18 protein-coding genes are annotated in these 20,684 nt (G+C 64.1%); 8 read left to right on the top strand and 10 right to left on the bottom strand.

What is annotated here, in order from left to right:
- Positions 1-249: 249 nt before the first annotated feature.
- Positions 250-681 (bottom strand): MarR family transcriptional regulator, encoded by a 432-nt coding sequence (locus IN820_RS13585; protein WP_193681467.1) that lies wholly within the window; start codon positions 679-681, stop codon positions 250-252.
- Between the two features lie 182 nt (positions 682-863).
- Entirely contained in the window at positions 864-2,993 is a 2,130-nt protein-coding gene (gene recQ, locus IN820_RS13580) for a DNA helicase RecQ (protein ID WP_193681466.1), read from the bottom strand.
- 175 nt (positions 2,994-3,168) lie between these two features.
- Here recQ and IN820_RS13575 point away from each other — a divergent pair, with 175 nt between their 5' ends.
- A complete protein-coding gene (locus IN820_RS13575) occupies positions 3,169-3,756 on the top strand; it encodes a YecA/YgfB family protein (RefSeq protein WP_193681465.1) in 588 nt (195 codons plus the stop codon).
- 231 nt (positions 3,757-3,987) lie between these two features.
- The gene (locus tag IN820_RS13570; protein WP_193681464.1) at positions 3,988-4,413 is read left to right on the top strand and encodes a YbaN family protein; all 426 of its coding nucleotides are present in this window, start codon (positions 3,988-3,990) and stop codon (positions 4,411-4,413) included.
- A gap of 223 nt (positions 4,414-4,636) precedes the next feature.
- On the opposite strand, the gene IN820_RS13565 is transcribed toward IN820_RS13570, so the two are convergent.
- Positions 4,637-5,239, bottom strand: coding sequence for a tRNA-uridine aminocarboxypropyltransferase (locus tag IN820_RS13565; protein ID WP_193681463.1), 603 nt, complete (start codon positions 5,237-5,239; stop codon positions 4,637-4,639).
- An 88-nt stretch (positions 5,240-5,327) separates the two neighbouring features.
- Between IN820_RS13565 and IN820_RS13560 the strand changes: the two genes are divergently transcribed.
- The gene (locus tag IN820_RS13560) at positions 5,328-5,999 is read left to right on the top strand and encodes a glutathione S-transferase family protein (protein WP_193681462.1); all 672 of its coding nucleotides are present in this window, start codon (positions 5,328-5,330) and stop codon (positions 5,997-5,999) included.
- 28 nt (positions 6,000-6,027) lie between these two features.
- Here the strand turns inward: IN820_RS13560 and IN820_RS22800 are convergent, their stop codons facing one another.
- The 3 genes from IN820_RS22800 to cysK form a co-directional block, all read right to left on the bottom strand.
- Entirely contained in the window at positions 6,028-6,153 is a 126-nt protein-coding gene (locus IN820_RS22800; RefSeq protein WP_268939455.1) for a PA1414 family protein, read from the bottom strand.
- Between the two features lie 220 nt (positions 6,154-6,373).
- Positions 6,374-8,098 carry a bifunctional isocitrate dehydrogenase kinase/phosphatase gene (aceK, locus tag IN820_RS13555; protein ID WP_193681461.1) on the bottom strand — a complete coding sequence of 575 codons (1,725 nt, stop codon included), beginning with the start codon at positions 8,096-8,098 and terminating at the stop codon, positions 6,374-6,376.
- Positions 8,099-8,335: 237 nt separating this feature from the next.
- On the bottom strand, positions 8,336-9,310 hold the full coding sequence (gene cysK, locus IN820_RS13550) for a cysteine synthase A (RefSeq protein ID WP_193681460.1): 975 nt from the start codon (positions 9,308-9,310) through the stop codon (positions 8,336-8,338).
- Positions 9,311-9,436: 126 nt separating this feature from the next.
- On the opposite strand from cysK, the gene IN820_RS13545 reads away from it, so the two are divergent.
- The 4 genes from IN820_RS13545 to IN820_RS13530 all read left to right on the top strand — a co-directional run bounded on the left by IN820_RS13545 (position 9,437) and on the right by IN820_RS13530 (position 13,177).
- The gene (locus IN820_RS13545) at positions 9,437-10,513 is read left to right on the top strand and encodes a DUF748 domain-containing protein (protein ID WP_193681459.1); all 1,077 of its coding nucleotides are present in this window, start codon (positions 9,437-9,439) and stop codon (positions 10,511-10,513) included.
- Positions 10,514-10,649: 136 nt separating this feature from the next.
- On the top strand, positions 10,650-11,498 hold the full coding sequence (locus tag IN820_RS13540) for an AAA family ATPase (RefSeq protein ID WP_193681458.1): 849 nt from the start codon (positions 10,650-10,652) through the stop codon (positions 11,496-11,498).
- 53 nt (positions 11,499-11,551) lie between these two features.
- A complete protein-coding gene (locus IN820_RS13535) occupies positions 11,552-11,950 on the top strand; it encodes a GFA family protein (protein ID WP_193681457.1) in 399 nt (132 codons plus the stop codon).
- Positions 11,951-11,998: 48 nt separating this feature from the next.
- A complete protein-coding gene (locus tag IN820_RS13530) occupies positions 11,999-13,177 on the top strand; it encodes a vWA domain-containing protein (protein ID WP_193681456.1) in 1,179 nt (392 codons plus the stop codon).
- 167 nt (positions 13,178-13,344) lie between these two features.
- On the opposite strand, the gene IN820_RS13525 is transcribed toward IN820_RS13530, so the two are convergent.
- From IN820_RS13525 to IN820_RS13505, 4 genes are all read right to left on the bottom strand, one after another.
- Positions 13,345-15,015, bottom strand: coding sequence for a DEAD/DEAH box helicase (locus IN820_RS13525; protein WP_193681455.1), 1,671 nt, complete (start codon positions 15,013-15,015; stop codon positions 13,345-13,347).
- Between the two features lie 405 nt (positions 15,016-15,420).
- On the bottom strand, positions 15,421-16,653 hold the full coding sequence (gene sstT / locus IN820_RS13520) for a serine/threonine transporter SstT (RefSeq protein ID WP_193681454.1): 1,233 nt from the start codon (positions 16,651-16,653) through the stop codon (positions 15,421-15,423).
- A gap of 255 nt (positions 16,654-16,908) precedes the next feature.
- Positions 16,909-18,456 carry a methyl-accepting chemotaxis protein gene (locus tag IN820_RS13515; RefSeq protein ID WP_408005239.1) on the bottom strand — a complete coding sequence of 516 codons (1,548 nt, stop codon included), beginning with the start codon at positions 18,454-18,456 and terminating at the stop codon, positions 16,909-16,911.
- A gap of 346 nt (positions 18,457-18,802) precedes the next feature.
- Positions 18,803-19,825, bottom strand: a complete 1,023-nt coding sequence (locus IN820_RS13505) for an amidohydrolase family protein (RefSeq protein ID WP_193681453.1) — start codon at positions 19,823-19,825, stop codon at positions 18,803-18,805.
- 237 nt (positions 19,826-20,062) lie between these two features.
- Between IN820_RS13505 and IN820_RS13500 the strand changes: the two genes are divergently transcribed.
- Entirely contained in the window at positions 20,063-20,497 is a 435-nt protein-coding gene (locus IN820_RS13500) for an OsmC family protein (protein WP_193681452.1), read from the top strand.
- Positions 20,498-20,684: the final 187 nt, after the last annotated feature.

Below are 20,684 nucleotides of genomic sequence, written 5' to 3'. Positions count from 1 at the left end.
GGCTTTGTTTGTTACCGGAGCTTAATGCTCGTTTAACTGGCCGAGGCGCTTTTTACATCCACCGTGACTCCGCTCCTCGAGTCGGTGAAGCGTGCCCCAACGGTCTACAGCCTGTGCGATACGTAGGTTGGGTTGAGCGCAGCGAAGCCCAACGAGCGAAGTGCCAGGCCCTCGCCTTGCGGCGAGTTGGACGCCTCAACGAAGCGTCACCCGCCCTACCATGAGCCCAACGAGTGCGCAGATAAACGCTCAGCGCTTGTCCAGATTGGCGAGGATGCGCGCATGCACCTGCTGGCACTTGCGCAGGTCTTCCTCATTGATACCGGCGAACGCCTCGTGGCGCACCTGGGTGGAAATCGCCTCGATCTTCTCGATCAGCGGCAGCGCCGGTGCACCGAGGGAGACACGCTTGGCCCGCCGGTCGTCCGGCGATGCCTTGCGGTGTACCAGCCCCTGGGCCTCGAGGCTGTCGAGCAGGCGCGCCAGGGTCGGCCCCTCCACCGCCACGCTCTGCGCCAGTTCACGCTGGGTCGGTTCATGGTCGAAACGGGCGAGGTGCAGCAGCACCAGCCATCGCGCCTGGGACAGGCCCAGATCGGCCAGGCGCCGATCCAGTTCCGCGCGCCAGCCACGCGAGAGTTGCGCCAACTGCATGGCGAAGCGATGTTGCTCGGCGTACATGTAACGTGCATTCCTGCAGAAACTAATTATTAGTTAGCTAATCACAGCTCCCGAATGCAGGCAAGACGACCTTCGGCCGGTGATAGGCACTGAAAAGGCCGAATGATGGCGCAGGCCGCCAGCGAAACCGTCGTAGCCGCGCCAGTGCCGCAATGCCGGGCCAAGCGTAACGATGCAGCTGGTTACAATTCGAACTCGACCTGCAGCGCGGCGCGCACGCAATACAGCACCTGCTCCGGCACGCGACCGGCGAACTGTTCGGCCACTGCGGCGACCGGTGGCAGTTCGCCTTCGCCGTCGAGGAAGGCCTCCTGGATTTCGCCGAGCAGATCCTCGGGCAGATCCAGCGCCTGGTCGAGGCTCAGTTGCTGCTGGCCGATGGCCTCGGCGAGCATCGCATAGACGTTCTTCTCGCTGCAGTCGAGCTGGCGGGCGATCTGCGCCGGGGTCATGCCGGCCCGCGCCAGGGTGATCAGCTCGTGGCGCAGATCCGTCGGCGATTTGGCCACGTCGACGCCACCCTGCAGCACTTCGAGAAATGCCTGGCCATAGCGTTCCAGCTTGCGCGCACCGACACCACTGACAGAGGCCATGTCCGCCAGCGAGGCAGGCTGGCTGCGCAGCATCTCCAGCAAGGTGGCATCCGGGAAGATCACGTAGGGCGGCACGGCATGTTCTTCCGCCAGCTTGCGGCGCAGGGCGCGCAACGCTTCCCAGGTCTCGCGCTCCTCGCTGCGCACCAACTGGCTGGCGGGGCTCTTCGACTGCCCCTTGGCAACCTGCTGCGGCTTGAGGTCGCGGCGCAGCTCCAGGCCGACTTCGCCACGCAGCAGTGGCCGGCAGCTGTCGGACAGACGCAGGCCGCCGAAGCCGTCGAGGTCGACGTCCGCCAGTCCGCGCGCGACCAGTTGGCGGAACAGCGTGCGCCATTCGCCCTCGCTCAGCGCCTTGCCGACACCGAACACGGACAGATGCTGATGGCCGAAGCCGCGCACCTTGTCGTTGTCGCGCCCCAGCAGGATGTCCACCAGATGGCCGACGCCGTAGCGCTGGCCGCTGCGGTAGATCGCCGACAGCGCCTGGCGCGCCGGCTCGGTGGCGTCCCAGGTCTGCACGCCGTCGACGCAGTTGTCGCAATGCCCACAGGGCTGCGCCAGGAGCTCGTCGAAATACGCCAGCAGCGACTGCCGGCGACAGCGGGTTTCCTCGCACAGCGCCAGCATGGCGTCGAGCTTGTGCTGCTCGACCCGCTTGTGGCGCTCGTCGCCCTCGGAGTTGTTGAGCATCTGCTTGAGGAAGATCACGTCCTGCAGACCGTAGGCCATCCAGGCATCCGCAGGCAGGCCGTCGCGTCCCGCCCGTCCGGTTTCCTGGTAGTAGGCCTCCAGCGACTTGGGCAGATCGAGGTGGGCGACGAAGCGCACGTTGGGCTTGTCGATGCCCATGCCGAAGGCGATGGTCGCCACCATGATCAGCCCTTCCTCGTTGAGAAAGCGCTTCTGATGGTAGGCGCGCAGGTCATTGGGCAGCCCGGCGTGATAGGGCAATGCCGGAAAGCCCTGCTCGGTGAGGAACGCCGCCAGGTCGTCGACCTTCTTGCGCGACATGCAGTAGACGATACCGGCATCGCCGCGGCGCTCGGCGAGGAAGCCCAGCAGTTGCTTGCGCGGCTGCTCCTTGGGCACGATGCGGTAGAAGATGTTCGGCCGGTCGAAGCTGGAGAGAAAGCGCTCGGCGTTCTCCAGATGCAGGCGCTGGACGATTTCCTCGCGCGTACGCTTGTCCGCCGTGGCGGTCAGGGCGATGCGCGGCACATCGGGGAACAGCTCGGCCAGTTGGCCCAGTTGCATGTACTCGGGACGGAAATCGTGGCCCCATTGCGATACGCAGTGCGCTTCGTCGATGGCGAACAAGGCGACATCCAGTCGCTGCAGGAACGCCAGCATGCGCGGCTGCACCAGCCGCTCGGGCGCCAGGTAGAGCATCTTGATCTCGTTGCGACGGATGCGCTCGGCGATGTCCCGCTGTTCCTCGGGGCCCAGCGTCGAATTCAGCGCCACGGCGGAAACGCCCAGCTCGTCGAGCGTCGCCACCTGGTCGTCCATCAGCGCGATCAGCGGCGACACCACGACCGCCAGGCCTTCGCGCAGCAACGCCGGCACCTGATAGCACAGCGACTTGCCGCCCCCGGTAGGCATGAGCACCAGGGCGTCGCCGCCGCTGGCCACGCGCTCGATGATCGCGCCCTGGTTGCCACGAAAGGCGTCGTAGCCGAATACGTCTTTGAGTATGCGCTGTGCCTGGTCGAGCATGCCGGTCTCCGAAACAAGGCGCGCAGTATACGCGAGGCGGCGCTCGAGTTCAGGACCGTGCCCCGGACGATCGGTGCCAGGCCCGGCATTCGTGCACTCACGAGACGCGCGAGTAGCCTGTGCCCCGCGCCTCGTCTAGAATCCGGGTTGTCTTCCCACCCCAAGGTAGTTCCCGATGTCTTTCGCCGAGCAACTCGCCCGCCTGCAAGTGTTTCTTGATGCCGATGACCTGCATGAAGAAGCGCTGGATTACATCGCCGCCCATGGCTACCTGACCGCGCTGTGCATCTGCTCCGAGCAGGTGCCCGAGCGCGAATGGATCGACGCCTTGTTCTCCGAACCGCCGAAATACAAGGACGACACCGAACGCGAGGCCATCGAGGCGACGCTGATCCAGCTCAAGGCCCATATCGCCCGCCAGTTGGCCAGCGACGAGGACATGGAGCTGCCCTGCGACTTGGACCTCGGCGAGGAGCCAGACGAGTCCGACCTGCGCGGCTGGTGCATCGGCTTCATGGAAGGGGTATTCATGCGTGAAGCAGTCTGGTTCGAGGACTCCGAGGAGGAAGTCAGCGAGCTGCTGCTGCCGATCATGGTGGGATCGGGCCTGTTCGACGAGCAACCGGAGTTCGCCGAGATCGCCGAGAATGCCGAGCTGGTGGATGAGATGGTGGCGCAGATTCCCGAGCTGCTCACCGCGCTCTATCTGATCTGCCATGCCCCCGAGGAAAAGCCCGCGCTGCTCAAGCCGCGCCGCCATTGATCGGTTTCGTGCCGTTTCGTCAGCCACGCCGGTGTAGGGTGGGCTCCAGCCCACCGTTAGCCTTGCCGGAAGTGGGTGCCGTCCTGGTGGGCTGAAGCCCACCCTACCGACCGGCGGCACAGGCATGCGATGAGGAGAACGTTTTGTTCGACACGACTCCGTGCTTCATGTCTTCGACGCTTGCGGACCGCTCAGTGCAGCACGAAACGGCAACAGACCCCAGGTAATGTCGTGGCCCATCGTGATACGCAGCAATACCGCAACCCCCTGGTTCGCTCCGTGCTGCTGGCCGTCGGCTGGCTCGCGGTGCTGCTGGGCGTGATCGGCATCTTCCTGCCGGTGCTGCCGACCACGCCGTTCCTGCTGCTCGCCGCCGCCTGCTTCGTGCGCAGCTCGCAACGCTTCTACGACTGGCTGGTCGGCCATCCACGTCTCGGCCCCTGGTTCCGCGATTACCTCGAAGGCAATGGCATCCCGCTCAAGGGCAAGGCATACGCGATCATCACCATGTGGGTGAGCATCGGCATCTCCTGCTGGCTGGTCCCGCTGCTCTGGGCACGCATCGGCATGCTGCTGAGCGCTACGCTGGTGAGCCTCTACATCCTCAGGCAGAAGACCCTGGCGGTCGGCAAGCTACCTGGGACGCGCGAGCGTTAGCGAAGGCAATCCGTATCGCCGGGCCTCCAGGGCTTTTCATGGGCTATGTCCCCATGATGTGCTGCAGGGCATCGCAGAAGGTGTCTGGCTCGGATTTCTCGCAACAGCGGATCGGGGGCTTGCGGGTAGGTTGGTGCTGAGCGCAGCGAAGCCCAACAAGCGCAGGCACCAGCGTGTTGGGCTTCGCTGCGCGTCTCAACCCAACCTACGCGCCCCGCCCAACCTACAGCCCATGAACGTCGGCCTGGCCGGCGTGATTGCGCCGGTAGACGTCCTCCCCCATCGCATCGATCTGCCCCTCGATCAGCGCTTCGAACGGCCGCAGCAGGTCGTCGAAGCGTCCGGGCCCTTCGAGGGTGTTCAACGCCATCACGATGGCTTCGAGGGTCGAGAGCGCGCCCGGCATCGGCGCCTTGCGTAGCCTGTAGCGGGAAACCAGCCCCTCGGGCAGCGCCACCCGCGGCAGCGCCGCCAGCCACGGATTGACGTGCAGCAGCTTGCGCGCCTTGCGCCAGGTGCCGTCCGGCACGATCAGCCGCAATGGCTCATGGCACGCCACGAGACTCGAAAGCGCAACCGCGTCCTCGCCGGGAAACAGCAGGTAGCTCTGCCGCCCCTGCTCGGCTTGCTCCTCGAAACGTTCGCCGATGCGCAATTGCGCATTGCGCAGGCCCAGCGCGGCCAGCCGGGCCGTATTCAGCGCGTGCCCCGCCTCGCTGCGGTGCTGCAGGATCAGCAACTGCGTGCGGCTATCGAGCGAAGGGATCAGCGCGCACAGGCAGTGGCGCACAGGGCGTTGGCAACGTGGACATTGTGGGCGGGACATGCTTTTCACCTCGGCGGCGGAGTCTGCCACAGCGGGCAATGCCATGCAGCCCGTCTATGCTTGCCGCGAGCCATCACGAGGAGCCGCCATGATTACCGTCCATCATCTGGATCACTCTCGCTCGACCCGTGTTCTCTGGCTACTGGAGGAACTGCAGTTGCCCTACGAGCTGAAACGCTATCGGCGCGACCCGAAGACCCTGCTCGCGCCGCCGGAACTCAAGGCCGTGCATCCGCTCGGCAAGTCGCCGGTGATCACCGATGACGGTCTGACCCTGGCCGAGTCGGGAGCGATTCTGGAATACCTGCTGGAACGCTACGGCGACGGGCGGCTCGCACCTGCAAGCGGCACTCCCGAACATCGGCGGTTTCGCCAGTGGATGCACTACGCCGAAGGCTCGGCCATGCCGCCGCTGTTATTGAAACTGGTGTTCGATCGTGTGGCGAGCGGGCCCATGCCCTTCTTCATCCGCCCCGTTGCGCGGGCGATCGCCAAGGGTGCGCACACGGCCTTCATCGGGCCGCAGCTCGAAGCGCATCTGGACTATATGGAATCGGAACTGGGCAAGTCGGCCTGGTTCGCCGGGGAGGATTTCAGTGCAGCCGACATCCAGATGAGCTTCCCCATCGAGGCCGCACGATCCCGCGCGGGCCTGGACGAACGCCGTCCGCGGCTGATGGACTTTCTACAACGCATTCATCTGCGCCCCGCCTATCAGCGAGCCGTGGAACGCGGCGGCCCGGCGTTGCCGGAGCGGTGAGCTTCGCTCGCCTCCCGGCCGGTTCGGCTCAGCGTCGACGCTGTGCCGGCTGGGTACGCGGGGCACGCACCGGAACGGGTTGCATCTGGGGCGGCTCGATAAAGCCAAGAGACACCGCCAGCTTCCAGTACATTTCATTGAGCCATGCTTTCATGGTCGAACCCTCCTACTTGATAACGGGCCACATCGGAGCCATGCGGGCTTCGTCGACAGCATAATCCAAGTTCCGCGTCGGCGCTCGCCTGCTTCGCATTGCGAAGCCGTCAACCCGCCCGGCTTTGTTACGCCGCTTTACAGTATGCGACCGGATAGAGCCGTGGCCGTTCACGCCGGGGGACCAGGGCGGATCGACGGGCCTTCGCAGGCCTGGTAATTCAATGGTGCTCGCCGTGCTTGCGCCGATAGGGGAAGACGTCGATCACCTTGCCGTCGCGGATGGCGGCCTGCAGCCCCTTCCAGTAGTTGGCGTCGTACAGCTCGCCATGCAGGCTGGCGAACAGCCGGCGCTGGGCGTGATCGGCGAAGAGGAAACGCGGGAACTCCTCGGGGAACACGTCGTTCGGTCCGACCGAATACCAGGGCTCGGATGCCATCTCGTCCTCGGGATAACGCGGCGGCGGGATATGGCGGAAATTCACTTCGGTAAGAAAGCTGATCTCGTCGTAGTCGTAGAACACCACGCGCCCGTGACGGGTGACGCCGAAGTTCTTCAACAGCATGTCGCCGGGAAAGATATTGGCCGCGGCCAGTTGCTTGATCGCCAGGCCATAGTCTTCCAGCACTTCGCGCACCTGCTGCTCGCTGGCGGTTTCCAGGTAGATGTTCAGCGGCGTCATCCGCCGTTCGGTCCAGCAGTGACGCACCAGCACGCTGTCGCCCTGCACCTCGACCGTCGACGGGGCGACTTCCAGCAGCTCGGCGAGGCATTCCGGCTCGAACTTGGATGCAGGGAAGCGGAAGTCGGCGAACTCCTGGGTATCGGCCATGCGCCCTACCCGATCGACGCTCTTCACCAGGCGGTACTTCTCCACCACCGTGGCCCGGACCACGTTCTTGGTCGGCGAAAAGCGGTCCTTGATGATCTTGAACACGGTATTGAAGCCCGGCAGCGTGAAGACGCTCATCACCATGCCGCGCACGCCCGGCGCCATGATGAAGCGGTCGTCGGAGCTGGCCAGGTGGTCGATCAGCGCCCGATAGAATTCCGACTTGCCGTGCTTGTAGAAGCCGATCGAGGTGTAGAGCTCGGCGATGTGCTTGCCCGGCAGGATGCGCTGGAGAAAACCGACGAACTGCGCCGGGATCGGCACCTCGACCATGAAGTACGAACGCGTGAAGGAAAAGATGATCGACACCTCCGCCTCATCGGTGATCGCCGCGTCGGCAACGATACCGACGCCTTCGCGGTGCATCAGCGGAATCGCCAGTGGCCACTGCTCGTCGCGAGTGAAGATTCGCCCCAGCAGATAGGCACCCTTGTTGCGGTAGAGCACCGAGACGAAGATTTCCACCGTCAGCTCGGGGTCCTTGCATACCCAGTCCGGCAGCGTCTCCTGCAACTGCGCCTGCAAGCGCTGCAGGTCGCCGGGCTGGTCGCCGTAGAGCACGTCGAAGGCGTAATCGCGCAGTATCCGCTCCAGCATGCCGGCCAAGTCGCCCCTGGGCTGGTAGGTACGCGTTTGCGCCACCCGTTCGTGCACACGTGTCGACGGCCGGGTGGAGTGGATGAACATGGTGCCGTCGCTGATGCAGTCGTGGCTGAACAGCCCGCAGAAGATCGAGTTGTACCAGGTCTCGGCAAGCTCGTCGTCGAAGCGCGGGTTGATCTGCTCGATGTAGGCGCGCTTGGCTTGCGGCCAGCATTCCACCCGCAGCAGCTCGTCCCTGTCGAAAACCGCCAGCAACCGGCGCCGTGTTTCGCCGGCCTTTTCCTCGTAGAGGTTGATCCGCGCCGTGGAAGCCCGTTGCGCCGCCTGCCACTGCGCCCGTTCGAACCGGGCCCTGGCGCCCTCGGTGATCAGGCGGAACTGCTCGCGATAGTCGTCGAAGCCAAGAAGGATCTGCCGGGCGATCTCGGCAGCCGGCCATTGCTGCGCCATGAGGGTTCTCTACGGAGAATGAAAAGAGATGAAAGGTCGCCCCGACGAGGCCATGGTCCCGTGGGGTGGAAAATCGCGAGGCGTTTTCCACCAGACCGCGTCAAGCCAATCGCGAACAAGCTCGCTCCTACACAAGCGCGTGCGCCAACACGCTCCCCTGCAGGAGCCGGCTTGCCGGCGATCATATTCGCCTACGCATCATGCGCGCGGGCCGCCCCAACCGCCCGAGCGGCGGCCTTACTGCACCAGCTCCTGCTCGCTGAACAGGTCGGCGAAGAGCATGCTCGACAGATAGCGCTCGCCGGAGTCCGGCAGGATCACCACGATGTTCTTGCCCAGCATTTCCGGCCGCTCGGCCAGGCGCACCGCGACGGCCATGGCGGCGCCGCCGGAAATGCCGCAGAGGATGCCCTCCTCGCGCATCAGGCGCAGGGCCATCTGCTTGGCCTGTTCGTCATCGACCAGCTCGACCCGGTCGACCAGCGACAGGTCGAGATTCTTCGGCACGAAGCCGGCACCGATCCCCTGGATCTTGTGCGGGCTGGGCTTGACCTCCTCTCCCGCGAGGGTCTGGGTGATCACCGGGGAGCCGCTGGGCTCGACCGCAACGCTGAGAATCCGCTTGCCCTTGGTGTGCTTGATGTAGCGCGAGACGCCGGTGATGGTGCCGCCGGTACCGACCCCGGCGACCAGCACGTCGACGCCGCCGTCGGTGTCGTTCCAGATTTCCGGGCCGGTGGTCCTTTCGTGGATGGCCGGATTCGACGGATTGTCGAACTGCTGCGGCATGTAGTACTGCTGTGGATCGGAGGCGGCGATCTCGCCGGCCTTCTCGATCGCGCCCTTCATGCCCTTGGCCGGCTCGGTCAGCACCAGTTCGGCACCGAGGGCCTTGAGTACCTTGCGCCGTTCGAGGCTCATCGACGCCGGCATGGTGAGGATCAGCTTGTAGCCGCGCGCAGCGGCAACGAAGGCCAGGCCGATGCCGGTGTTACCCGACGTCGGCTCCACCAGCGTCATCCCGGGCTTGAGCCGACCACTCTCCTCGGCATCCCAGATCATGCCGGCGCCGATCCGGCACTTGACCGAGTAGGCCGGGTTGCGACCTTCGATCTTGGCCATGATGCTGACGCCCTTGGGGCCCAGGCGGTTGATCATCACCAGCGGCGTGTTGCCGATGGAGCGGGCATTGTCTGCATAGATGCGGCTCATGAGTGTGTCCCTGCTGAAGAGAAAACCAGACCATTGAGCCTATGCGCAGTCTCCGCGCCAGTCCAGCCGAACTCGACGGCGCGGCGCGGGGTCCACAGCAAGACCACATACCGGACCCGCACTGCCATGAGACGCCGCTATCGCCTGCCGTTGGGGATCCTGCTGTCGCTCGCCCTGCTCCTGGTGCTGCTGCATCTGGCGTTGCCGCATCTGGTGCGCAACTACCTGAACGAAAAGATGGCGGACATGGGCGATTACCGAGGGCACGTCGAGGACGTCGACCTCACTTGGTGGCAGGGCTCGTACCAGCTGGAAGGCCTGTTGATCGAGAAGAAGGACGAGTCGGTCCAGGTGCCGCTGCTCAGAGCCCCGGTGATCGATATTGCGGTCAGTTGGCGCGCCCTGTGGCAGGACCGGGCCATCGTCGCCGCCGTGACCTTTTCGCAGCCGGAACTCAATTTCGTCGACGGTGGCGACACAGGCGAGTCCCAGAGCGGGGAAGGCGTCGACTGGCGCGACACCCTCGACGAGCTCCTGCCCATTACCCTGAACGAAATCCGCGTACACGACGGGCAACTCTCGTTTCGCAATTTCACCACCGACCCACCGGTGCATGTCTATGCCAACGCCATCCAGGCCAGCCTGTTCAACCTGACCAACACCCGCGACGAACAGGGCGAGCGCGTCGCCGAGTTCGAGGGGACCGCCAAGCTGTTCAACCAGGCGCCCATGCAAGCCAGCGCGCGCTTCGACCCCTTTTCCGACTGGGAGGATTTCGAAGTCAGCCTGCGGGTGACGGGCGTCGCCCTGAAGAATCTCAACGATTTCAGCAACGCCTACGGCAGATTCGATTTCGCCGGCGGCACCGGCGATCTCGTGCTGGAGGTCGAGGCCAGCGACAGCCAGCTCGATGGCTACATCAAGCCGCTGCTGCGCAACGTCGAAGTCTTCGACTTCCGGCAGGACGTGGAGAACGAAGACAAGGGCTTCCTCCGCGGGCTCTGGGAAGCCGTCGTGGGAGGGACCGAGGAAGCCCTGCAGAATCAGCGCAAGGAGCAGTTCGCCACCCGCGTCGAGATTTCCGGCAGCACCGACAGCACCGACGTCAGCCCTTTCCAGGCCGTCATCGGCATCCTGCGCAACGCCTTCATCGAAGCGTTCACCGCCAGGTTCGAACGGTCGCTTGGCGAGGAGGACGAATAAGCGTGATAACGCACAGCCCGGTTGATCATTCAATGACTGAATGATGCCCTCGCGTTCACAGCCGGGCTGGCATCACTTATAGTCGATCCCCTATTCATGACGCCTGCGTGCCAGGCCACGGCCCAAGGAATCCGCGATGAAGTTCGAAGGCACCCAGTCCTATGTCGCCACCGACGACCTCAAGCTCGCCGTCAACGCTGCCATCACCCTGCAGCGCCCCTTGCTGGTCAAGGGCGAACCCGGCACGGGCAAGACCATGCTCGCCGAACAGCTGGCCGAGTCCTTCGGCGCCAGGCTGATCACCTGGCACATCAAGTCCACCACCAAGGCCCATCAGGGCCTCTACGAATACGATGCGGTGAGCCGCCTGCGCGACTCGCAGCTGGGCGTGGACAAGGTCCACGACGTCAGGAACTACATCAAGAAAGGCAAGCTGTGGGAGGCCTTCGAGAGCGACGAGCGCGTCATCCTGCTGATCGACGAGATCGACAAGGCGGACATCGAGTTCCCCAACGACCTGCTGCAGGAACTCGACAAGATGGAGTTCTACGTCTACGAGACGAACGAGACCATCAAGGCCCGCCAGCGGCCGATCATCATCATCACCTCGAACAACGAGAAGGAACTGCCGGACGCCTTCCTGCGCCGCTGCTTCTTTCACTACATCGCCTTCCCCGACCGCGAGACGCTGCAGAAGATCGTCGACGTGCACTACCCTGGCATCAAGCAGTCGCTGGTCGCGGAGGCGCTGGACATCTTCTTCGACGTGCGCAAGGTGCCGGGCCTGAAGAAGAAACCCTCCACCTCCGAACTGGTCGACTGGTTGAAGCTGCTGATGGCCGACGACATCGGCGAGGCGGTACTGCGCGAGCGCGACCCGACCCGCGCGATTCCGCCGCTGGCCGGTGCGCTGGTGAAAAACGAACAGGATGTGATGCTGCTCGAGCGCCTGGCCTTCATGAGTCGCCGCGCCGGCAGCCGCTGATCGAAACCGGTTCGGCCAGGGAACCGGCCGCGCCACTCACGGGAGGAAAGATCATGCAAACGCATACCGGTAGTTGCCTCTGCGGCGTCGTGCGCTATCGCATCGACGCCCCCATCGGCGCGCTGACCCATTGCCACTGCAAGATGTGCCGCAAGGCCCATGGCGCCGCCTTCGCCAGCTATGCGAGCGTGCCGCTGGAGGCTCTGCACTTCATGGCGGGCAAGGACCAGCTGGGCGTCTACCATTCCTCCGAGCACGTGACGCGCACCTTTTGCATCCGCTGCGGTTCCAACCTGCTGTTCGTCGACAACCGCGAGCACGAGGTCGGCGTGGCCGCCGGAACCTTCGATTCGCCGTTGCCCGTGCCGCCGCAATCGCACATCTTCGTCGGCTCCAAGGCCGACTGGTACGAGATCCGCGACGGGCTGCCCGAGCATGACGCCGACCTCTGACCATCCATACTAGCCGCGTGCCGTGCCGGCGCGCCCGAGGTTCCACCGATGTTGCTTGGCCTGTTCAATGAAATGCGCGCCGCCAAGGTGCCGGTATCGGTACGCGAGCTGCTGGACCTGATCGATGCACTCAAGCACCGTGTGGTGTTCGCCGACATGGACGAATTCTACTTCCTCGCGCGCACGGTGATGGTCAAGGACGAACGTCACTTCGACAAGTTCGACCGGGCCTTCGGCGCGTACTTCCAGGGCCTCGAGAACCTCGATCGGCACATCGAGGCGCTGATTCCCGAGGACTGGCTGCGCAAGGAGTTCGAGCGCAGCCTCACCGACGAGGAACGCGCGCAGATCCAGTCCCTCGGCGGGCTGGACAAGCTGATCGAGGAGTTCAAGAAGCGCCTCGAGGAGCAGAAGGAACGCCATGCCGGCGGCAACAAGTGGATCGGCACCGGCGGCACCAGCCCGTTCGGTTCCGGCGGCTACAACCCGGAAGGCATCCGCATCGGCGATGCCGGCAAGCGCCAGGGCAAGGCGGTGAAGGTCTGGGACCAGCGCGAGTACAAGAACCTCGACGACCAGGTCGAGCTGGGCACGCGCAACATCAAGATCGCCCTGCGCCGCCTGCGCAAATTCGCCCGTCAGGGCGCGGCGGAGGAGCTGGACATCGACGGCACCATCGACCACACCGCCCGCGACGCCGGCCTGCTCAACATCCAGATGCGCCCCGAGCGGCGCAACGCGGTGAAGCTGCTGATCCTGTTCGACATCGGCGGCTCGATGGATGCCCACGTGAAGGTCTGCGAGGAGCTGTTCTCGGCCTGCAAGACCGAGTTCAAGCACCTGGAATATTTCTACTTCCACAACTTCATCTACGAGTCGGTGTGGAAGAACAACTTCCGCCGCATGTCCGAGCGCACCGCGACGCTGGACCTGCTGCACAAGTACGGCGCCGACTACAAGGTGGTGTTCGTCGGCGACGCGGCGATGGCGCCCTATGAAGTCACCCAGCCGGGCGGCAGCGTCGAGCACTGGAACGAAGAAGCCGGCTACGTCTGGATGCAGCGCTTCATGGAGAAGTACAGGAAGCTCATCTGGATCAACCCTTATCCGAAGGACACCTGGGCCTACACCAGCTCCACCGGAATCATTCGCGAACTGGTAGAGGATCGCATGTATCCGCTGACCCTCAGCGGCCTGGAGGATGGGATGAAATTCCTGGCGAAGTGACCAGCGGCCCCTTCACTTCTGACCGCCTGGCAAGCGACGCGAGGGCGCGCCTCCCACCGGCTTCGGGATGCACGGGCCGCTTTTGTGGGCCCGACTCGGGGCGATCGCGTTGCCGGCATAAAAAAGGCGGGCCATCAAGCCCGCCTCTTCGTTCACCCGCCTAAGACTCAGTCTTCGCGATAACGACGCAGCTTGAGCTGCTTGCCGCCGACACGGGTGTCCTTGAGCTTGCCGAGCAGGCGGTCGAGGCCGTCTTCGGGGAGCTCGACCAGGCTGAAGCTGTCGCGCACCTGGATGCGGCCGATAGCCTCACGGGCCAGCCCGCCTTCGTTGAGGATGGCGCCGAGCAGGTTGCGCGCGGCGATGCCGTCGCGGGCACCCAGCGGGGTGCGGCAGCGGGCACGACCTTCGGCCAGCGGCATCGGCGCGCGGCGTTCGCGGTCACCGCTGCGCTCGGGGCGATCCGAACGCTCGCTGCGCTCGCGCGGGCCACTGGCCGGGACCAGCGGCTGCTCTTTCTCGACGTCGGCCAGGGTCAAGGCCTGACCATTGGTGGCTTTACGCAGCAGCGCGGCGGCCAGGGCACGCGGGCTACAGCCGATGTCGGCCACCAGCTTGTCGAGCAGTTCGCCATGACTGGCTTCGGCATCGGCCACCAGCGGCGCGAGGCTGTTGGTGAGTTTCTTGATGCGCGCATCCAGCACCTGCTGGGCGTTGGGCAGACGCGCTTCGGCAACCTTCTGGTTGGTCACACGCTCAATGACCTGCAGCATGCGGCGTTCACGCGGGGTGACCAGCAGCAGCGCGCGGCCTTCACGGCCGGCGCGACCGGTACGGCCGATGCGGTGCACGTAGGATTCCGGATCGTAGGGCATGTCCACGTTGAACACGTGGGTGATGCGCGCCACGTCGAGGCCGCGGGCGGCGACGTCGGTGGCGACGACGATGTCCAGGCGGCCGTCCTTGAGCGATTCGATGACGCGCTCGCGCTGGTTCTGGGCGATGTCGCCATTCAGCGCGGCGGCCTTGTAGCCCTTGGCTTCCAGCGCGGCGGCCAGATCCAGGGTGGCCTGCTTGGTGCGCACGAAGGCGATCAGCGCGTCGAAGTCCTCGACTTCCAGCAGGCGCAGCACGGCCGGGATCTTCTGGTCGGCATGCACCATCAGGTGCGCCTGCTCGATGCGGGCGACGGTCTGGGTCTTGGCGGCGATCTTGATGTGCTGCGGCTCGCGCAGGTGCTTCTCGGCGATGGCGCGGATGGAGTGCGGCAGCGTGGCGGAGAACAGCACGCTCTGACGGCTCTCCGGCATGGCTTCGAAGATCACTTCCAGATCGTCCATGAAGCCCAGCTTGAGCATTTCGTCGGCTTCGTCGAGCACCAGGAACTGGATGGTCGACAGCAGGCCACTGTTACGGCTCAGGTGATCGACCAGGCGACCCGGGGTCGCAACGATGACCTGCGCACCCTGGCGGATGGCCTTGAGCTGCGGGCCCATCGGAGCGCCACCATAGATGGCGACGACGCCAAGGCCGGGCATCTGCTTGGAATAGGTTTCGAATGCGGTGGCGACCTGCAGGGCCAACTCGCGGGTCGGCGCGAGGATCAGTGCCTGCGGTTCACGCTTGGCCGGATCGATCCTGGACAGGATCGGCAGCGCGAAGGCTGCGGTCTTGCCGGTACCGGTCTGGGCCTGGCCGATCATGTCGTGGCCACCGAGGATCACCGGGATCGCCTGGGCCTGGATGGGGGATGGTTCTTCGTAGCCGACTGCGCTGATGGCAGCCAGAACAGCGGAGTGAATACCGAGTGCGGCAAAGCCGCCGATTTCCTGGGTCATGGGTCTTGTCTCTGATGCTCCGCAAGACCCATTGTTCCGAAGCTGCGCATGCCGTGCAAAACCCGAAGGTCACCCTGGCAGCCTGGTCGGCGGGGTTGCGAAAACGTATGGATGATGAATCGTCAAGGATAGTCCGCTGGAAGCGAACAGCAGCCGAAGCAGCGCTTCGTGTGTTGCAGTACCTGAACGCAGGCTGGGTTTCAGCCGGCGCGTACTATACCGGAATAACGTGAGCCTGTGCGCGTATTTTGCATAAGTGGCTGAGGAGGGCCTGCGGTCTGCTATCGCTGCGAGGGCACGCCGCCTACGAGTTCGGTGTGCACCAGCGCTTTTTGTCGGAGGCCCGCCCTCGGGGCGATACTTTTATTGCAATCTGCCATGGCCGCGTTGTACTCGGTTACGCAGTCAGGCTTGCGTCTCGACGGTATCGCCATGGGCGATGCAGGACGCCGCCGTAAAGAGCACGTCGGTGGACGAGTTCAGCGCCGTCTCCGCAGAATCCTGCACTACGCCGATGATGAAGCCCACCGCCACCACCTGCATCGCCAGGTCGCTGGAGATGCCGAACAGGCTGCAGGCCAGCGGAATCAACAGCAGCGAGCCTCCGGCTACCCCCGAGGCGCCGCAGGCACAGACCGCGGCCAACAGGCTCAGCAGGATCGCGGTCGGGATATCCACCTGGATGCCGAGCGTATGCACCGCTGCCAGAGTCAGTACGCTGATGGTGATCGCGGCACCGCCCATGTTGATGGTTGCCCCCAGCGGAATCGAGACCGAGTAGGTGTCCTTGTGCAGGCCCAGGCGCTGGCACAGCTGCATGTTCACCGGAATGTTGGCCGCCGAACTGCGGGTGAAGAAGGCAGTGATGCCGCTTTCACGCAGGCAGGTGAACACCAGCGGATAAGGATTGCGACGGAGCTGCCAGTAGACGATCAGCGGATTCACCAGCAGCGCCATGAACAACATGCTGCCGACCAGCACCAGCAATAGCCGCAGGTAGCCGAGCAGCACTTCGAAGCCCGACTCGGCCAGTGTGCCCGCCACCAGACCGAACACGCCCAGCGGGGCGAAGCGAATCACCAACTGGACGATCAGCGTCACGCCATCGGACAGGTCGGTGATCAGATGGCGGGTACTCTCGTTGGCATGGCGGAACGCGAAGCCGAGGCCGATCGCCCAGGCCAGGATGCCGATGAAGTTGCCATCGATCAGCGCCCGTACCGGGTTGTCCACCATGCTGAAGAGCAGCGTTTGCAATACCGCCCCGACACCCGTGGGCGGCGCGACATCGGCGGTCTCGCTGACCAGCGTGAGGCTGGTCGGAAACAGGAAGCTGGCCACCACCGCTACCACCGCAGCACTCAGCGTACCCAGCGCATAAAGCAGGATGATCGGCCGCATGTGGGTCGGCTGGCCACGCTTGTGGTTGGCCAGCGACGCGGTAACCAGCACGAAAACCAGTACCGGCGCGACGGCCTTCAGGGCCTGAACGAACAGATCGCCGAGCAGGCCCAGCGATTTTGCCGCGGGGGGGAAGATCAGTGCGACGGCACAGCCGGCAATGAGGCCGACGACGATCTGGGCCACCAGGCTGGTGCGGTTGAGAAATCGGAAGAATCGGGTTGTCAGGTCGGACATTGGGCGCATCTCGGTGCGTTGATTAGCGGACGGCATCTTTCAGGCATGCGCTATCGCCATTGCAGCGCAGCGAAAGCTCTGCCCGTCCGCTAAAAAACGCCGGATACTACGCCCCTCGACCACGGATGCCCAGCACTGGAGCCTGCCTGAGGAAGGCGCACTTCGCAGCGATACTTGCAAGTGCCGCAGGCAGGGCATCCTGCGAAGCTCATATCTACGCCCAGTCCCAGCCGGGGCGTATCGCTATGCCGAGCTTCAGATAGCGAAGCGAGCCACCAGGTTGTTCAGATCGACGGCCAACCGAGCCAGCTCCTGGCTCGCCGCGCTGGTCTGGTTCGCCCCGGCAGATGATTGCAGCGAAAGGTCACGGATATTGACCAGGTTGCGATCGACTTCGCGGGCAACCTGAGCCTGTTCCTCGGAAGCGCTAGCAATGACCAGGTTGCGCTCGCTGATGTGATTGATGGCAGCGGTGATGCCGTCCAGCGCCTCTCCGGCAGCCTGGGCGAGGTCCAGCGTGGTACGCGCACGCTCGTTGCTGATCTGCATGGCTTGCACCGCCTTGTCCGTCCCCTTATGGACATCACCGATCATCTTCTCGATTTCCTGGGTGGATTGCTGGGTGCGGTGCGCCAGCGCGCGCACCTCGTCGGCCACCACGGCAAAACCGCGTCCGGCATCCCCTGCCCTCGCAGCCTCGATGGCCGCGTTGAGCGCCAGCAGATTGGTCTGCTCGGCAATCGAACGAATCACATCGAGGACCTTGCTGATATCGCGCACCTGCACGGCCAGGTGCTCGACCTCCGCAGCGGTGGTCGTCACGTCGTCAGCCAGCGCGCCTATCGAGTCTACCGTCCGTATCACCTGCCGGCGTCCATGCTGCGCGGTGGCGTCGGACTCACGCGAGGCCTCGGAGGTCGCCACGGCGTTGCGCGCCACCTCGTCCACCGCCGCTGTCATCTCGTTGACCGCAGTCGCGGCCTGCTCGATCTCGTGGTTCTGCTGATGCAGACCACGGGTCGAGTCTTCGGTCACCACGTTCAATTCCTCGGCGGCGGATGCCAGCTGGCTGGATGAATCGGAAATCCCCTGGATGGTGGTGCGCAGGCTTTCCTGCATGGATTTTAGTGCTATCAGCAGACGCGCAGGCTCGTCGCGCCCAACCACCTCGATCCGGCGGGTCAGGTCACCGCTGGCGACGACCTCGGCAATGGCGACCGCCTCGTTCAGCGGCTGGACGATACTGCGGGTGAACACCCAGGCAAGCAGCGCCGTGAGCACGGCGGCCAGGATGATCGTCGCGGTCATCCATGTTTGTGACGTTCTGAAAATGTTCGCCGAAGACTCGGCCGAAAGGGACGCCTGGTCATTGTTGAATGTAACCAGCGCGCGTACCGCCTCGCTCAGCCCCGAGCCGGCAGCGTTCAGCCTGGAACCGACCAGCTCGACCGCAGCATCGACCTGTCCCTGGCGCTCCAGCCGGACGATGTCGTTGAGGACCTCGTCGAATACCGAGCGCGCGCTCAGGTAGTTCTGAAAGAGTTCTTTTTCCCGCGGCAATACGACGGTGCGCTGGTAGATCTCTTCGAGGCGACGCCAGTCGCTCCGGAACTGCTCGAGGGTAGCGCGGTTCTCTTCGAGCCGCTGACGATCGACTACCAGACGCAGCGTATGAATGCGAATGCGCAGCGTGTGCTGGTTCAGATCACCCAGGGCGACGATGCTGGGCAACCAGACATCGCTCAGCTCCTCCGCATCGGCACGCATCTGCGACATCTGCTTCATCGCAAACAGCCCCAGCATCACCACGATCACGCCAATCAAGCCAAACCCCAGCGCAGAGCGACGGGAAACATTCATATTCCGCACAGACATGGGACACCTCGCTCCATGATTAACGCTGCACAACGCGCACAGCATTTGCTCCCAGTATCGGCTCCGAGCGTTCTGGCTTGAATGCCTCACGTCAAAATATTTCTACATGAAGGCACTTTGCCATCCACGACCCCGAAAGGCCCGCCCATTCGACTTCGAAACGCTGCTCCAGCAGCCTGTGATCGCCCTGAAATGGCAAGACATGCCATTCGCCGGGCACCTTCTCGTGAGGCTCGTTAACTCGAAGGCCATGGCGCTGATCGCCTGATGCAGCTCAGCGAATCTCGGCCTGGCGCTTGCGCGGCAGGATGGCGAGGAAATTGTCCCTGGATACCTGGCGGGCAACCTCGTCCGGCAGCGCATCGAGGAACGGCGCGAAGGCCTGCAGGCCCTCGGCCAGGTTGCCGAACCGCCCTACCACATCCGACCCGAGGACGAAGCGCGCGGGATGGCGCTCGACCAGCGCCAGCCAGTCCGCATCGGGCTCGCCGTCCTCGTTCAGCAGGTAGGGCCGCAACACGGTCCAGGAAAGATCGATATACAGGTTCGGGTAGGCATCCAGCAGGCGGGTCACCGCCGGCAGCAGGAACTCCAGTTTCTCCTGGTGGCGGTGCAGCTCCATGCTGGTCCCGGCGTGCGCCCAGATGAAGCGGGTATGCGGATGATTGCGCAGCGGTTCCTCGAGCTCGGCGAGATAGAGCGGATTGCGTTCGCGCTTGGAGGTGATGTTGGAATGCAGCATGACCGGCAGATCGAACTCCGCAGCCAGGTGGTAGACCCTGGCCAACGCCTCGTTATTGGCGCGCGGCGTATCGCCCTCGGTCAGTGCGGTGACATCGTCATGGCGCGTGAAGATTTCACCGAGCCCCTGCCAGAGGCCCGGATGCAGCTCCAGCATGCGCCGGATATGGGCATCGGCATTCTTGTCGTTGGGATTGAAGCCGGAGAGAAACGGATGGAAGCGCTTGCGCTGCTCCTCGTCCAGTTCCTGCAGCGCGGCCGCGACCAGCACGTCGGTGGCGCTGTACCAGTACACCGGCGCATCGTCGCCGGCGTAGTAGCGCGGACGCTTGGGCTCGTTCTCATGCCACTTCTTCGCCACGGGGATGCCGCTGATCATCACGTGATCGATACCGCCGGCATCCATCGCCTCGAGCAGCTTCTGCATGCCGTCGGTTTCCTGGAAAAAATCCACGTAGTGCAAATGCGCATCGCTGTAGCGGTAATCACGGGCCTCGGCCGCGGCGAGGGGCGCCAGCAGGCAAAAGACGGTGAAACGGATTCGAGAAATCAACAACTAACGGTCCTCCTGACAAGCCAAGCGAGTAGACCCCTGCCACGCATGGCCGTTCGGCTCGGCGGCTGGCGAGGGTAACATGACGGCTGTCGACATGCCCCGTGCCGGCCCGACCGTATACCCCCACCCGTATTTGATCGAAATCAAAGCCGCTGCAATGGCCTGACACTAGTATTGCCGCAGCGCCGCTGCCATACGGGCCGCAGCGCAAACCTCTGAACCGTAAAGGATGAACGCATGGCAATGAAAACCATCAGCGCGCGCGGGCATATGAGCGCGGGAATGGCCATCGAGGTGGAATGCGGCAATCACCGCCTGATCATGGACCAACCGAAGCATGCGGCCGGCCAGGACCTCGGCCCGACACCGCTGGAAGCCATCCTGGCTGCCGTGGCCGGGTGCTTCGGCACCATTGGGCGCTTCATCGCCCACCAGCAGAAGATCGAACTGCGCGGCATGCGCTTCGAGATCGAAGCCGACTACGATCCGGCCGGCCTGCTCGGTCGCGATCCCGGGGTACGACCGGGTTTCCAGGAGCTGCGCGTGAAAGTGGAAATCGACGCCGATCTGGATCAGGCCGGCAAGCAGGCTTTGCTCGAACAGATCGAGAAGCGCTGCCCGGTGGCCGACAACCTCGCCCACGGCACCCGCCTCGTCAGCCAGTTGCTCTAAGCGAAACGATGCGGCATCGCCGGCAAGCCGGCTCTCATCAAAAATAAAATAACGCTTTGTTTTTATTGGATAGATTTTAGAGATTTCGCTAGTTCGCAGGGTGGGCAACGGCGAAGCCTTGCCCACGCACCTGCCGGGCATGAACGCGGATTATCCTTTGGCTCTGTCCCAATTGCGTGTTGCTCGA

It is taken from the genome of Pseudomonas lopnurensis, from assembly GCF_015070855.1.
Classification (GTDB): Bacteria; Pseudomonadota; Gammaproteobacteria; order Pseudomonadales; family Pseudomonadaceae; genus Stutzerimonas; species Stutzerimonas lopnurensis.
The sequence above is the reverse complement of the archived record's forward strand: the minus strand, read 5'-3'. Positions and strand labels throughout refer to the sequence as shown.